At 54.4% G+C, this 14,579-nt stretch carries 9 protein-coding genes; all 9 read left to right on the plus strand.

The genetic code is table 11. The features are described 5' to 3' along the window. Nucleotides 1–5: 5 nt before the first annotated feature. The 9 genes from thyA to recD all read left to right on the plus strand — a co-directional run bounded on the left by thyA (nucleotide 6) and on the right by recD (nucleotide 14,533). Nucleotides 6–800, plus strand: a complete 795-nt coding sequence (thyA, locus tag OGV57_RS10765; protein ID WP_003033990.1) for a thymidylate synthase — start codon at nucleotides 6–8, stop codon at nucleotides 798–800. 183 nt (nucleotides 801–983) lie between these two features. Further along, entirely contained in the window at nucleotides 984–1,454 is a 471-nt protein-coding gene (locus OGV57_RS10770) for a prepilin peptidase-dependent protein (RefSeq protein WP_054528745.1), read from the plus strand. Further along, a complete protein-coding gene (locus tag OGV57_RS10775; RefSeq protein WP_054528744.1) occupies nucleotides 1,445–2,008 on the plus strand; it encodes a prepilin peptidase-dependent protein in 564 nt (187 codons plus the stop codon). The genes OGV57_RS10770 and OGV57_RS10775 overlap by 10 nt, the downstream gene beginning before the upstream one ends. Beyond that, nucleotides 2,005–2,412, plus strand: coding sequence for a DUF2509 family protein (locus OGV57_RS10780; RefSeq protein ID WP_044699765.1), 408 nt, complete (start codon nucleotides 2,005–2,007; stop codon nucleotides 2,410–2,412). The genes OGV57_RS10775 and OGV57_RS10780 overlap by 4 nt, the downstream gene beginning before the upstream one ends. After that, a complete protein-coding gene (locus OGV57_RS10785) occupies nucleotides 2,397–2,720 on the plus strand; it encodes a prepilin-type N-terminal cleavage/methylation domain-containing protein (RefSeq protein WP_003846470.1) in 324 nt (107 codons plus the stop codon). Before OGV57_RS10780 ends, OGV57_RS10785 begins: the two co-directional genes overlap by 16 nt. Nucleotides 2,721–2,732: 12 nt before the next feature. Then, the gene (gene recC / locus OGV57_RS10790) at nucleotides 2,733–6,101 is read left to right on the plus strand and encodes an exodeoxyribonuclease V subunit gamma (RefSeq protein ID WP_054528743.1); all 3,369 of its coding nucleotides are present in this window, start codon (nucleotides 2,733–2,735) and stop codon (nucleotides 6,099–6,101) included. A gap of 179 nt (nucleotides 6,102–6,280) precedes the next feature. Further along, nucleotides 6,281–9,169 carry a pitrilysin gene (ptrA, locus tag OGV57_RS10795; RefSeq protein ID WP_003034003.1) on the plus strand — a complete coding sequence of 963 codons (2,889 nt, stop codon included), beginning with the start codon at nucleotides 6,281–6,283 and terminating at the stop codon, nucleotides 9,167–9,169. Continuing rightward, nucleotides 9,162–12,707 carry an exodeoxyribonuclease V subunit beta gene (gene recB, locus OGV57_RS10800; protein WP_054528742.1) on the plus strand — a complete coding sequence of 1,182 codons (3,546 nt, stop codon included), beginning with the start codon at nucleotides 9,162–9,164 and terminating at the stop codon, nucleotides 12,705–12,707. The genes ptrA and recB overlap by 8 nt, the downstream gene beginning before the upstream one ends. After that, a complete protein-coding gene (recD, locus tag OGV57_RS10805; protein ID WP_003034009.1) occupies nucleotides 12,704–14,533 on the plus strand; it encodes an exodeoxyribonuclease V subunit alpha in 1,830 nt (609 codons plus the stop codon). Before recB ends, recD begins: the two co-directional genes overlap by 4 nt. Nucleotides 14,534–14,579 lie beyond the last annotated feature (46 nt).

The following is a 14,579-nucleotide window of genomic DNA, read 5'->3' on the forward strand; positions in this document are numbered from 1 at the left end:
GAACCATGAAACAGTATTTAGAACTGATGCAAAAAGTGCTGGATGAAGGCACACAGAAAAACGACCGTACCGGAACCGGAACGCTTTCCATTTTTGGTCATCAGATGCGTTTTAATCTGCAGGAAGGGTTCCCGCTGGTTACGACGAAACGCTGCCATTTACGCTCGATCATTCATGAGCTGCTGTGGTTTTTGCAGGGCGACACTAACGTTGCCTACCTGCATGAAAACAACGTCTCAATCTGGGACGAATGGGCGGATGAAAACGGTAATTTAGGCCCGGTTTATGGTAAACAGTGGCGCGCGTGGCCTACGCCAGATGGTCGCCATATTGACCAGATCACCACCGTGTTAAACCAGCTTAAAAATGACCCGGACTCTCGCCGCATTATCGTTTCTGCATGGAACGTCGGTGAGCTGGATAAAATGGCGCTGGCACCGTGCCATGCGTTCTTCCAGTTTTACGTCGCGGATGGCAAGCTCTCCTGTCAGCTGTATCAGCGTTCGTGCGATGTGTTCCTCGGCCTGCCGTTTAACATTGCCAGCTACGCTTTGCTGGTACACATGATGGCGCAGCAGTGTGATCTGGAAGTGGGTGATTTTGTCTGGACCGGTGGCGACACGCACCTGTACAGCAATCATATGGATCAAACGCATCTGCAGCTTAGCCGTGAACCTCGCGCGTTGCCGAAACTGGTTATCAAACGTAAGCCTGAATCTATCTTTGACTATCGCTTCGAAGACTTCGAAATTGAAGGCTACGATCCGCACCCGGGTATTAAAGCGCCGGTGGCTATCTAACCAGCTTCATGCTGACACAACCGACGCCCGTGAGCGTCGGTTTTTTTTGTCTAAAATCACGTTATTCGGCCAACATTCCTGAAATAGTGCAACGGTCTGCAACGCGACGAATATTTCCCGTAGCTCGCCGTAGAAACCGAATTTCCCGCTCGTTATTCATTTTCCTCACGCCATACTGGCGACATGAAAAAACAACAAGGTTACACGCTTCTCGAAACCCTGATTGCGATGCTGATCGTCGCGGCGCTTGGTGCATCTGGGCTGTATGGTTGGCAGCGCTGGCAGCATCAACAGCGGCTGTGGCAGACCGCCTGCCAGGTGCGGGACTATCTGCTGCAACTGCGTGAAGATGCTAACTGGCGCAATCGTGATCACGTCATCAACGTGCTCCGCGAAGGGGGGACATGGTGTCTGGCAAGCTCAGCGACATCACAAGCTTCGTGTCAGCCTGTTTCACCGTTGATATTTGCGCCACTCTGGGCTGATGTCGAAATGGCAGATATCACGCCTTCACTGGCTTTTTTTGGACTGCGCAATACGGCATGGGCCGGACATATACGCCTGAAAAATGCGGCAGGGGAATGGCGCGTGGTGGTGTCTGGCTGGGGGCGAATCAGGCTTTGTGAGCGCGATGAGGCCAAATTATGTCAGTAAACGAACGGGGATTTTCACTGCTGGAGGTGCTCATTGCCATGGCGATTAGCAGTATTTTATTACTTAGCTCAGCACGATTTTTACCGGCGCTACAGCGAGAGATTCTGCGTAACACGCGCCAGTTAGCGCTGGAAGATGAAATATGGCAGCGGGCCTACACCGTGGCGAAGCATCTTCAACGGGCGGGATATTGCCGGGGAAACTGTGTCGGAGAGGGACTTGTGATATCGGCTAAGGGGGACTGTGTCATTGCACGCTGGGATGCCAACGGCAACGGCGTTTGGGAGAGCAGTTCCGCGAAAGAGGCTGATGCTATCGGGTTTCGTTTACAGGATAAGGTATTGGAAACCCTGCGTGGAGCCACCGGCTGCACTGGAAAAGGATGGGAGAAAATGACCGATCAGACTACCATCCTGATTCAGGCATTCCAGGTTGAACGGCTGAATTTTAGCGGATATTCCCCGCTTCTTACGCTGCGTTTGCGTGGAGTGAGCAATGACGAACCACAAAAAGTTGTTGAAGCGGTCTACAGCGTTACGGGATTCAACCTGTGAACCGTGAGCGAGGCGTATCCTCTCTGGCAATGGTCCTGTTGCTGCTGGTGCTCGGTAGTCTGCTGCTGCAAGGCGTTAGCAGACAGGAGGCTAGTTTTGCTGCGCGTGTGGCCACACAAAGTCAGGCGCTGCAGCGTCAGGCGGTAGTGCAATCCGCGATGGAATGGGGGCGTATACAACCCTGGCGCTTACAACCCGTCGTACAGTGTCGGCGCGATCCCACGCAGAATGCCGCGGTTTGCCTGCGCCTGCTTACCAATAATTTCGTGCTGCTAATCGCCCACTATGAAGGAGTATTTTTATGGCGTCAGGGGGCGGTTATTGATGGCAACATAGAATTCTCGGCGCATGGCTGGAGCGATTTTTGTCCGCTTAAGGAGCAGACGTTATGCCAGATCCCCTGAACAGTCAGCGTGGCTTTAGTCTGCCGGAAGTTATGCTGGCAATGGTACTGATGATCATGATTGTGACCGCGTTGTCAGGATACCAGCGGGTGCTAATGAACAGCTTTATTATCAGAAACCAGTATCAACAACTCTGGCGTCACGCCTGGCAGCAAAGCCAGCTGTACCAGTTTTCATCGCCTGTGAACTGGCAGGTTAACCGAATGCAGACAACGAGAGCGGGATGTGTCAGCATCAACGTCATAATTTCTTCACCCCTCGGCAGGCAGGGTCAGATGACGCGTCTGCATTGCCCGAATCGTCAGTAGTCAGGAGTCGCTATGTTAAGGGTCTACCACTCCAACCGTCTGGATGTGCTGGAAGCGTTAATGGAGTTTATCGTTGAGCGCGAGCGGCTGGACGACCCCTTTGAGCCTGAGATGATCCTGGTTCAAAGTACCGGTATGGCGCAGTGGTTACAAATGACTCTTGCACAGAAGTTTAGTATTGCCGCCAATATCGATTTTCCGCTGCCCGCGAGTTTTATCTGGGATATGTTTGTGCGCGTGCTGCCGGATATCCCGAAAGAGAGCGCGTTCAGCAAACAGAGCATGAGCTGGAAGTTGATGACGCTGTTGCCGCAATTACTGGATGGCGATGACTTTGCATTGCTGCGCCACTATCTGACGGACGACACCGATAAACGTAAGCTTTTTCAGCTTTCCTCGCGCGCGGCTGACCTTTTCGACCAGTATTTAGTCTACCGCCCTGACTGGTTGACCCAGTGGGAAGCGGGGCGACTGGTTGATGGACTCGGCGAGTCTCAGGCCTGGCAGGCACCGTTGTGGAAAGCGCTGGTGGAATACACCGCGGAGTTGGGCCAGCCGCGTTGGCATCGTGCCAATTTATACCAACGATTTATTCAGACGTTGGAAAACGCGTCCGAGTGCCCGCAGGGACTGCCTTCTCGCGTCTTTATTTGCGGCATTTCGGCGCTGCCGCCAGTTTATTTGCAGGCATTGCAAGCGCTGGGTAAGCACATCGATATTCATCTGCTGTTTACCAACCCTTGTCGCTACTACTGGGGAGATATTAAAGATCCTGCCTGGCTGGCGAAGCTTATGGCGCGTCAGCGTCGGCACAGCTTTGAAGAACGGCACCTGCCGCTATTTCGTGATAACCAGAAAGCCGAAGGATTATTTAACAGCGATGGGGAACAGGATGTGGGCAACCCGATGCTGGCCTCGTGGGGCAAGCTGGGGCGTGATTACATTTATTTGCTTTCGGAGCTGGAAAATAGTCAGGAACTGGATGCGTTTGTCGACATTACGCCTGACAACCTTTTGCATAATATTCAATCGGATATTCTGGAACTCGAAAGTCATGCCGTGGCGGGCGTCACGCTGGAAGAATATTCCCGTAGTGACAATAAACGCCGGCTTGATCTGAACGATACCAGCGTGACTTTCCATGTCTGCCATAGCCCGCAGCGCGAGGTGGAAATTCTGCATGATCGGCTGTTGGCCATGCTGGAAGCGGACCCAACGCTGACGCCGCGCGATATTATCGTGATGGTGGCGGACATCGATAGCTACAGCCCATTCATTCAGTCGGTCTTTGGCAGTGCACCAGCCGAGCGTTACTTACCTTATGCGATTTCCGACCGTCGGGCACGCCAGTCTCATCCCGTCTTACAGGCTTTTATTAGTCTGCTGTCTCTACCGGATAGCCGTTTTGTCTCAGAGGATGTCCTGGCGTTACTGGATGTCCCCGTGCTGGCGGCGCGTTTCAACATTGATGAAGAAGGGTTGCGCTATCTTCGCTTATGGGTCAATGAATCCGGGATTCGTTGGGGAATTGACGACGATAACGTGCGTGAACTGGAACTTCCGCCTACAGGTCAGCATACCTGGCAATTTGGTTTAACGCGTATGCTGCTCGGCTACGCGATGGAAAGCGCGCAGGGCGAGTGGCAATCGGTATTGCCTTACGATGAGTCCAGCGGTTTGATTGCCGAGCTGGTAGGGCATCTGGCCTCGTTGCTGATGCAGCTTAATCTCTGGCGTAGAGGATTAGCGCAGGAACGACCGCTGGAAGAGTGGCTACCTGTTTGTCGGGAAATGCTCAATGATTTCTTCCTGCCGGACGCGGATACCGAAGCGGCGATGACGCTGATTGAACAGCAGTGGCAGGCTATTATCACCGAAGGTTTAGGGGCCGAGTACGGCGATGCTATACCGCTCTCTCTGTTACGTGATGAGCTGGCCCAGCGCCTTGATCAGGAACGCATCAGCCAGCGCTTCCTGGCGGGTCCCGTTAACATTTGTACGCTGATGCCGATGCGCTCCATTCCGTTCAAAGTGGTGTGCCTGCTGGGTATGAACGATGGCGTTTATCCACGCCAGCTTGCGCCGCTGGGCTTTGATTTAATGAGTCAAAAACCGATGCGGGGCGATCGCAGCCGTCGTGATGATGACCGCTATCTGTTCCTCGAAGCATTGATTTCAGCACAGCAGACGCTCTACATCAGCTACATTGGCCGCTCTATCCAGGATAACAGCGAGCGCTTTCCGTCGGTGCTGGTGCAAGAACTGATGGACTACATTGGGCAAAGCCATTATCTGCCGGGTGACGAATTGTTGACCTGCGATCAAAGCGAGACAAGGGTAAAAGCGCACATTACCCGTTTGCATACCCGGATGCCCTTTGATGCGCAAAACTATCTACCAGGCGAACAGCAAAGCTATGCCCGGGAATGGCTACCTGCGGCGAGCCTGTCAGGAAAAGCGCACACGGATTTTGTGCAGCCTCTTCCTTTTGAAATGCCAGAAACGCTAACGCTGGAAACACTGCAGCGATTTTGGGCACATCCGGTACGCGCCTTTTTCCAGATGCGTCTGAGGGTCAACTTCCGCTCTGAAGAGAGTGAGATCCCGGACACGGAGCCTTTCACCCTTGAAGGATTAACCCGCTATCAGCTTAATCAGCAATTGCTTAATACACTGGTTGAAGAGAACGACGCTGAACGACTGTTCCGCCGTTTTCGTGCGGCGGGCACGCTACCCTATGGGCCGTTTGGCGAAATTCTGTGGGATACGCAGCGTCAGGAGATGCAGTCGCTGGCTGAGCGTATTATCGCCTGTCGTCAGCCCTGTCAGAGCATGGAAATCGATCTTAACTGTAACGGCGTACAAATCACCGGTTGGTTGCCGCAGGTACAAGAGGACGGTTTGTTGCGCTGGCGCCCATCTTTGATCAGCATTGCGCAGGGCGTGCAACTTTGGCTGGAACATCTTGTCTATTGTGCGAGTGGCGGTACGGGAGAGAGCCGATTATTCCTGCGTAAAGACGGGGAATGGCGTTTTCCGCCGCTGGATGCAGAACAGGCGTTGCTGTATCTGTCGCAACTCATTGAGGGGTATCGGGAAGGCATGTCGTCACCATTGCTGGTATTGCCCGAAAGCGGCGGTGCATGGATAAAAACCTGTTATGACGCCGCAAATGATGCCATGTTAGATGACGATGCAACGTTGCAAAAAGCGCGCAGTAAGTTTCTGCAAGCCTATGAAGGCAACATGATAGTACGTGGCGAAGGTGATGATATCTGGTATCAGCGTCTTTGGCGTCAACTGGATGCTGATACGCTGGAGACTATTGTTTTACAGTCTCAACGCTACCTGTTACCGATTTTTCGCTTCAATCAGTCATGATGGTTGTATAAAAATTGCGCAATTCGATAGCTTCCACTATGATGCGCATTCTGTCACGGACTGATTCTTACAAAGAGAAGATGCTGGCTCGTTCAGCACATAGTCTTGCCCTGTTCAGACCATGTATTTATGCGTGGTTTGTAGTGAACAGGTGAATACGTTAATGATGAGGTTTGTGAATGCCCCGCAGCACCTGGTTCAGCGCATTACTGTTGTTCGTCGCCCTTTGGGTTCCCGTAAGTCAGGCAGATACCGGTTGGCAGCCTTTAGCTGAAACCATCCGTAAAAGCGATAAAGATACCCGTCAGTATCAGGCCGTGCGCCTTGATAACGGCATGGTTGTGCTGCTGGTATCCGATCCTCAGGCCGTGAAATCCCTTTCTGCACTGGTAGTTCCCGTGGGCTCGCTGGAAGATCCGGACGATCATCAGGGGCTGGCGCACTATCTCGAACACATGTGCCTGATGGGCTCGAAAAAATATCCGCAGCCGGACAGCCTGGCTGAATTTCTGAAAATGCACGGCGGTAGCCACAATGCCAGCACTGCGCCTTATCGTACGGCCTTCTATCTTGAAGTCGAAAACGACGCGTTGGTGGGGGCGGTGGATCGCCTGGCGGATGCTATTGCCGATCCATTGTTGGATAAAAAATATGCCGACCGTGAGCGTAACGCGGTTAACTCCGAGCTGACGCTGGCGCGTACCCGAGACGGGATGCGTATGGCGCAGGTGAGCGCTGAGACTATCAACCCGGCGCACCCTGGCTCGCGTTTCTCTGGCGGGAATCTAGAGACATTAAGTGACAAACCGGGCAACCCGGTGGTACAGGCGTTACAAAAATTTCATGAAAAGTACTACTCCGCGAACCTGATGAAGGCGGTGATTTATAGCAATAAACCGCTGCCAGAGCTGGCGCGGATAGCGGCTGACACCTTTGGGCGCGTGCCGAACAGAAATATCGAAAAGCCTGAAATTACCGTACCGGTCGTCACTGATGCGCAAAAGGGCATCATCATCCACTATGTTCCGGCAATGCCGCGTAAAGTATTGCGCGTCGAGTTTCGTATTGATAACAACAGCGCGCAGTTCCGCAGTAAAACCGATGAGCTGGTGACCTACCTGATTGGCAATCGTAGTCCGGGCACATTGTCTGACTGGCTGCAAAAGCAGGGCTTGGTTGAAGGTATTCGCGCAGACTCCGATCCGGTGGTCAACGGGAACAGCGGCGTGTTAGCCATTTCCGCGACGTTAACCGACAAGGGGCTGGCGAATCGCGATGAAGTTGTCGCGGCAATCTTTAGCTACCTCAATTTGTTACGCGAGAAAGGCGTCGATAAACGCTATTTTGACGAGCTGGCGCATGTGCTGGATCTCGATTTCCGTTATCCCTCCATCACCCGTGATATGGACTACGTGGAATGGCTGGCTGATACCATGATCCGCGTTCCCGTCGAGCATACGCTGGATGCGGTGAATATTGCTGACCAGTACGATGCGAAAGCTGTTGAGCAACGTCTGGCAATGATGACGCCGCAGAATGCACGTATCTGGTATATCAGCGCGAAAGAGCCGCATAATAAAACCGCTTATTTTGTCGATGCGCCTTACCAGGTGGATAAAATCAGCGACAAAACCTTTGCCGACTGGCAGCAAAAAGCACAGGGCATTGCGCTGTCGTTACCGGAGGTGAACCCCTACATTCCGGATGATTTCACGCTGATTAAGACGGATAAAAAATACGCTCATCCGGAGCTGATTGTTGATGAACCGGATTTACGCGTGGTGTATGCCCCGAGCCAGTATTTTGCCAGCGAGCCGAAGGCTGACGTCAGCGTGATCCTGCGTAACCCGAAAGCCATGGACAGCGCCCGCAACCAGGTCTTATTCGCACTTAACGATTACCTGGCGGGGATTGCGCTCGATCAGTTAAGTAACCAGGCATCGGTAGGTGGAATTGGTTTCTCTACCAACGCTAACAATGGGTTGATGCTTAACGCCAACGGCTACACCCAACGTTTGCCGCAGCTTTTTCAGGCGCTGCTGAGCGGCTATTTCAGCTATACCTCAACGGATGAACAACTGGAACAGGCGAAATCCTGGTATGCCCAGATGATGGATTCCGCAGAAAAGGGTAAAGCCTACGATCAGGCTATTATGCCGGTGCAGATGCTTTCTCAGGTGCCTTATTTTTCACGTGATGAGCGCCGTCAGCTGCTGCCTTCCATCACCCTGAAAGAGGTGATGACCTACCGCGACGCTTTAAAAACCGGTGCGCGACCTGAATTCCTGGTCATTGGCAATATGAGCGAAGCTCAGACAACGAGCATGGCGCGGGATATCCAAAAACAGCTTGGTGCGAACGGGTCACAGTGGTGTCGCAACAAAGATGTGGTGGTGGACAAGAAGCAGTCCGTCATCTTTGAAAAAGCAGGCAGCAGCACGGATTCAGCATTGGCGGCGGTATTTGTGCCAACCGGATACGATGAATACGCCAGTTCAGCCTACAGCGCCATGTTGGGGCAGATTGTTCAGCCGTGGTTCTACAATCAACTGCGTACTGAAGAACAGTTAGGTTACGCCGTATTTGCTTTCCCGATGAGCGTTGGCCGTCAGTGGGGAATGGGGTTCCTGCTGCAAAGCAGTGATAAGCAGCCGTCTTACCTCTGGGAGCGTTATAAAGCGTTCTTCCCGACGGCGGAAGCGAAGCTGCGGGCGATGAAACCTGAAGAGTTCGCGCAAATTCAGCAGGCGATTATTGCGCAAATGCTGCAGGCGCCGCAAACGCTGGGGGCAGAAGCCTCACAGTTAAGCAAAGATTTTGATCGCGGCAATATGCGCTTCGATTCACGTGATAAAATAGTGGCTCAGATTAAACTGCTGACGCCGCAAAAACTTGCCGACTTCTTCCATCAGGCGGTGGTTGAGCCGCAAGGCATGGCGATATTGTCACAGGTTTCCGGCAGTCAGAACGGGCAAGCAGAATATGTGCACCCGGAAGGCTGGAAAGTGTGGCAGACCGTCAGCGCGTTGCAGCAAACCTTACCCCTGATGAGTGATAAGAATGAATGATGCCGCTGAGTCCCTTGATCCACTGCGTTTGCCCCTGACGGGCGAGCGTCTGATTGAAGCCTCTGCGGGCACCGGTAAAACCTTTACCATCGCCGCCCTGTATTTACGTTTACTGCTTGGACTGGGCGGCTCTGCCGCCTTTCCTCGTCCTCTGACCGTCGAAGAACTGCTGGTAGTCACCTTCACTGAGGCGGCTACCGAAGAGTTGCGCGGTCGAATTCGTAGCAACATTCATGAACTGCGAATTGCCTGCCTGCGTGAAACCACCGACAACCCGCTATATGCCCGTTTGTTAGATGAAATTGCCGATAAAAAACAGGCCTCTCAGTGGCTGTTATTGGCTGAAAGACAGATGGATGAAGCGGCGGTGTTTACCATCCACGGTTTTTGTCAGCGTATGCTCAGCCTTAACGCCTTTGAGTCTGGCATGCTGTTCGAACAGCAACTGATAGAAGATGAATCGCTGCTGCGCTATCAGGCCTGCGCGGACTTCTGGCGTCGGCACTGCTACCCGCTGCCCCGCGACATTGCGCAGGTGGTTTTTGAAACGTGGAAAGGACCGCAGGCGCTGCTGAGAGATATCGATCGCTATCTGCAAGGGGAAGCACCGGTTATCAAGGCTCCTCCGCCCGATGACGAAACACTGGCCTCCCGGCATGAACAAATTCTTGCACGCATTAACCAGATCAAGCAGCAATGGCGTGATTCTGTTGATGAGCTGGATGGTCTGCTGGAAGCCTCCGGGATCGATCGGCGTAAATTTAATCGCGCTAACCAGGGTAAGTGGATCGAAAAGATCAGCGCGTGGGCGCAGGAAGAAACTCAAAGCTATCAGCTGCCTGATGCGTTGGAGAAATTCTCCCAGCGCTTTTTAGAAGAGCGAACCAAAGCGGGCGGGATAACTCCTCAGCACCCGCTTTTCGTCGCTATTGATGAACTGCTTAGCGAACCGTTAACCCTGCGCGATCTGGTGATCACCCGGGCGCTGGCGGAGATCCGCGCGGCGGTTGCCGAGGAGAAACGCCGCCGCGGCGAGCTGGGTTTTGACGATATGCTCAGCCGTCTGGATGCAGCGTTGCGCAGTGAAAGCGGCGATGCGCTGGCGACGGCTATTCGCACCCGTTTTCCGGTTGCCATGATCGATGAATTCCAGGATACCGATCCGCAGCAGTACCGTATTTTTCGTCGGATCTGGCAGCATCAGCCGGATACCGCACTTCTGCTGATTGGCGATCCAAAACAGGCGATTTACGCGTTTCGCGGCGCGGATATCTTCACCTATATGAAGGCGCGCAGCGAAGTCAGCGCACACTATACGCTTGATACCAACTGGCGTTCGGCCCCTGGCATGGTCAATAGCGTGAATACGCTTTTCAGCCAGATGGACGACGCCTTTATGTTCCGCGAAATCCCCTTCAGCCCGGTAAAATTCGCAGAAAAAAACCAGTCGCTTCAGTTTGTTTTACACGGTGAAACGCAGCCTGCCATGAGTATGTGGCTGATGGAAGGGGAAAGCTGTGGCGTAGGCGACTATCAGAACTACATGGCGCAGGTGTGCGCCATGCAAATTCGTGATTGGCTTAAGGCTGGGCATTCTGGCGCTGCGCAACTGGTCAGTGGCAAAGCCTCCAGCCCGGTACGCGCGTCGGACATCAGCGTACTGGTACGTAACCGTCAGGAAGCGGCGCTGGTCCGAGATGCGCTGACGCAACTGGCCATTCCCTCCGTCTACCTCTCTAACCGTGACAGCGTATTTGAAACGCTGGAAGCGCAGGAGTTGCTGTGGGTGCTGCAGGCGGTGATGACGCCGGAGCGTGAGAACACGCTGCGTAGCGCGCTGGCAACCTCAATGATGGGGCTGAATGCGCAGGATCTTGAAGCGTTAAATAACGACGAAAATGCCTGGGATGCGGTGGTCGAGGAGTTCGATGGTTATCGTCAGATCTGGCATAAACGCGGCGTGATGCCGATGCTGCGCGCGCTGATGGCTGCCCGCCAGATTGCGGAGAACCTGCTGGCGACGGCGGGGGGCGAACGTCGACTGACCGACATTTTACATATCAGCGAACTGTTGCAGGAAGCGGGCTCGCAGCTGGAAAGCGAGCATGCGCTGGTGCGCTGGTTGTCCCAGCATATTCTTGAACCCGACAGCAATGCGTCCAGTCAGCAGCTCAGGCTCGAAAGCGACAAGCATTTGGTTAAAATCGTCACCATCCATAAATCGAAAGGGCTGGAATATCCGCTGGTCTGGCTGCCATTTATCACCAATTTCCGCGTCCAGGATCAGGCTTTCTACCACGATCGCAGCTCCTTTGAAGCGGTGCTGGATCTCAGCGATGCCGAGGAGAGCGTTGAGCTGGCAGAAGCGGAACGTCTGGCGGAAGACCTGCGTTTGCTGTATGTCGCGCTAACCCGTTCGGTATGGCACTGCAGCCTTGGCGTTGCGCCGTTGGTACGACGTCGGGGCGATAAAAAAGGGGATACCGATGTGCATCAGAGCGCCCTTGGTCGCCTGTTGCAAAAAGGCGAGCCGATGGATGCCGCGGGTCTGCGTGGCGCGATTGAAGCGCTGTGCTGCGACGATATTGCCTGCCAGATTCCCGCGCAGCCTGACGGCGAACCCTGGCAGGTTGCGCAGTCTGTTAGCAGTGAACTGAGTGCAAAAATACTGCAGCGTACGCCCGGCGATAGCTGGCGCGTGACCAGTTATTCCGGTCTGCAACAGCGTGGACATGGTATTGCGCAGGATCTGATCCCTCGACTGGATATCGATGCCGCAGGCGTCGGTGAGGTTATTGAAGAATCAGGACTCACACCGCATCAGTTCCCGCGCGGCGCTTCGCCGGGTACGTTCTTGCATAGCCTGTTTGAAAATCTCGATTTTACGCAACCGGTGGATCCGCATTGGGTCGAGGAGCAACTGGCGTTGGGCGGTTATGACGCGCACTGGACGCCGGTTTTGACCGAATGGCTGGACGCCATTTTGCAGGCGCCTCTCAACGAGACGGGCGTGAGTTTGAGCCAGCTTTCCGCGCGAGAAAAACAGGTGGAGATGGAGTTTTATCTGCCGATTTCGCAGCCGCTGATGGCCAACCAACTTGATGCGTTGATTCGCCAGTACGATCCGCTCTCGGCGGGGTGCCCTGCGTTGGACTTTATGCAGGTGCGCGGCATGCTAAAAGGCTTTATTGACCTGGTATTCCGCCATCAGGGGCGCTATTACCTGCTCGATTACAAATCGAACTGGCTGGGTGAAGACAGCTCCGCCTATACGCAGCAGGCGATGGCCTCTGCCATGCAGGCGCATCGCTACGACCTGCAGTATCAACTCTATACCCTGGCGCTGCATCGCTACTTGCGCCATCGCATTGCTGATTACGATTATGAACGCCATTTTGGCGGAGTTATCTATCTCTTCCTGCGTGGCGTTGACCGTGAAAATCCGCAGCAGGGAATTTATGCGACCCGACCTGACGGAGAGTTGATCGCTTTGATGGACGAGTTGTTTGCCGGTGTGCCGCTGGAGGAAATGTCATGACAATCCAGAAACGATTACTGGAAGCCGTTGAGCAAAAGCAGCTCCGCCCTCTGGATGCCCAGTTCGCGCTGGCGGTTGCTGGAAATGATAACCCTGCCGTTGCGCTGGCAGCGGCGTTGCTCAGCCGTGAAGCAGGAGAAGGGCACGTCTGCTTACCGCTTTCGCGTCTATCCCGAAGTGAGGACGCCCATCCTCTGTTAAGCGCCTGGCTCGCTGAAGCGGGAGAGCCCGAAGACTGGGCGGAATGCCTGCTGGCCTCCGGGGCGGTAAGCCGTGGCGAGCAGCCCACACCGCTGGTGCTGTACGGCGATCGTTTGTATCTGAACCGGATGTGGCATAACGAACGCGCGGTGGCGCGCTTTTTCGGTGAAGTTAACTACGCCATTGAGGTGGATGAACAACGGCTGACCCACACGCTGGCAGCGCTGTTTCCGCCCGTTGAAGGCGTTAACTGGCAAAAAGTGGCCGCTGCTGTCGCGCTCACCCGGCGTATATCGGTGATCTCCGGTGGACCGGGGACCGGAAAAACAACAACGGTGGCGAGGCTTCTGGCGGCGTTGATTCAGATGGCGGACGGTGAACGCTGTCGTATTCGTCTGGCGGCGCCCACGGGAAAAGCAGCAGCACGTCTGACCGCCTCGCTGGGCGCGGCGTTGCGTGAACTGCCGCTGACCGATGAGCAAAAGAAACGCATTCCCGATGATGCCAGTACGCTGCATCGATTATTAGGCGCTCAGCCTGGTAGCCAACGCTTGCGGCATCATGCAGGAAACCCGCTGCATCTTGACGTGCTGGTAGTGGATGAAGCCTCGATGATCGATTTGCCGATGATGTCGCGCCTTATCGATGCGCTACCGCCACACGGGCGGGTGATTTTTCTGGGCGATCGCGACCAGCTCGCTTCTGTTGAAGCGGGGGCGGTACTGGGGGATATCTGTGCTTTCGTCGGTGATGGTTTTACCCCGGAGCGTGCCCGCCAGCTTAGTCGCCTGACTGAAACCACTATTCCGGCTGGTTCGGGAACTCAGGCGGCTGCTCTGCGCGACAGTTTGTGCCTGCTGCAAAAGAGCTACCGTTTCGGTAGCGATTCCGGAATCGGTCAGTTGGCTGCGGCGATTAATCGTGGTGACAAAGCCGCGATAAAAACGGTCTTCCAGCAGGGATTTGGCGACATTGAAAAACGCGCTCTGCACAGCAGCGAAGATTACGCTGCGATGCTGGAGGAAGCGCTGGCGGGTTATGGTCACTATCTGGATTTACTGCGCGAGCGCGCCGAGCCGGATGCTGTCATTCAGGCCTTCAATGAGTATCAGCTATTGTGTGCCCTGCGGGAAGGTCCGTTTGGCGTGGGTGGTTTGAATGAACGCATTGAGCAGGTGATGGCGCAAAAACGCAAAATTCACCGTTCGACGCATAGCCGCTGGTATGAGGGAAGGCCAGTGATGATCGCGCGCAATGACAGTTCGCTGGGATTATTTAACGGTGATATTGGCATTGCCCTGGATCGTGGGCAGGGTCTGAGGGTGTGGTTTGCGCTGCCGGGCGGTTCTATCAAATCGGTCCAGCCCAGCCGCTTGCCTGAACATGAAACCACCTGGGCAATGACGGTGCACAAATCGCAGGGATCTGAGTTTGACCACGCGGCGTTGATTTTACCCAACCAGCATTCACCTGTGGTGACTCGCGAGCTGGTCTATACCGCCGTTACCCGCGCACGCCGTCGTTTGTCGCTGTATGCCGATGAGCGGATATTGAGTGGCGCCATTGCCACCCGAACCGAACGCCGCAGCGGATTGTCGGCGTTGTTTAATGATGGCATGATGTAGGCCGGATAAGCGTCAGCGCCATCCGGCTGTGTGCCTGATGGCGACG

Origin of the sequence: Citrobacter sp. Cf087 (assembly GCF_030334285.1) — a bacterium.
In the GTDB taxonomy this organism is placed as follows: domain Bacteria; phylum Pseudomonadota; class Gammaproteobacteria; order Enterobacterales; family Enterobacteriaceae; genus Citrobacter; species Citrobacter freundii.

Coding starts and splice junctions, on each gene's coding strand:
- thyA (WP_003033990.1), top strand. CDS start 6: ATGAAACAGTATTTAGAACTGATGCAAAAAGTGCTGGATGAAGGCACA.
- OGV57_RS10770 (WP_054528745.1), top strand. CDS start 984: ATGAAAAAACAACAAGGTTACACGCTTCTCGAAACCCTGATTGCGATG.
- OGV57_RS10775 (WP_054528744.1), top strand. CDS start 1,445: ATGTCAGTAAACGAACGGGGATTTTCACTGCTGGAGGTGCTCATTGCC.
- OGV57_RS10785 (WP_003846470.1), top strand. CDS start 2,397: ATGCCAGATCCCCTGAACAGTCAGCGTGGCTTTAGTCTGCCGGAAGTT.
- recC (WP_054528743.1), top strand. CDS start 2,733: ATGTTAAGGGTCTACCACTCCAACCGTCTGGATGTGCTGGAAGCGTTA.
- ptrA (WP_003034003.1), top strand. CDS start 6,281: ATGCCCCGCAGCACCTGGTTCAGCGCATTACTGTTGTTCGTCGCCCTT.
- recB (WP_054528742.1), top strand. CDS start 9,162: ATGAATGATGCCGCTGAGTCCCTTGATCCACTGCGTTTGCCCCTGACG.
- recD (WP_003034009.1), top strand. CDS start 12,704: ATGACAATCCAGAAACGATTACTGGAAGCCGTTGAGCAAAAGCAGCTC.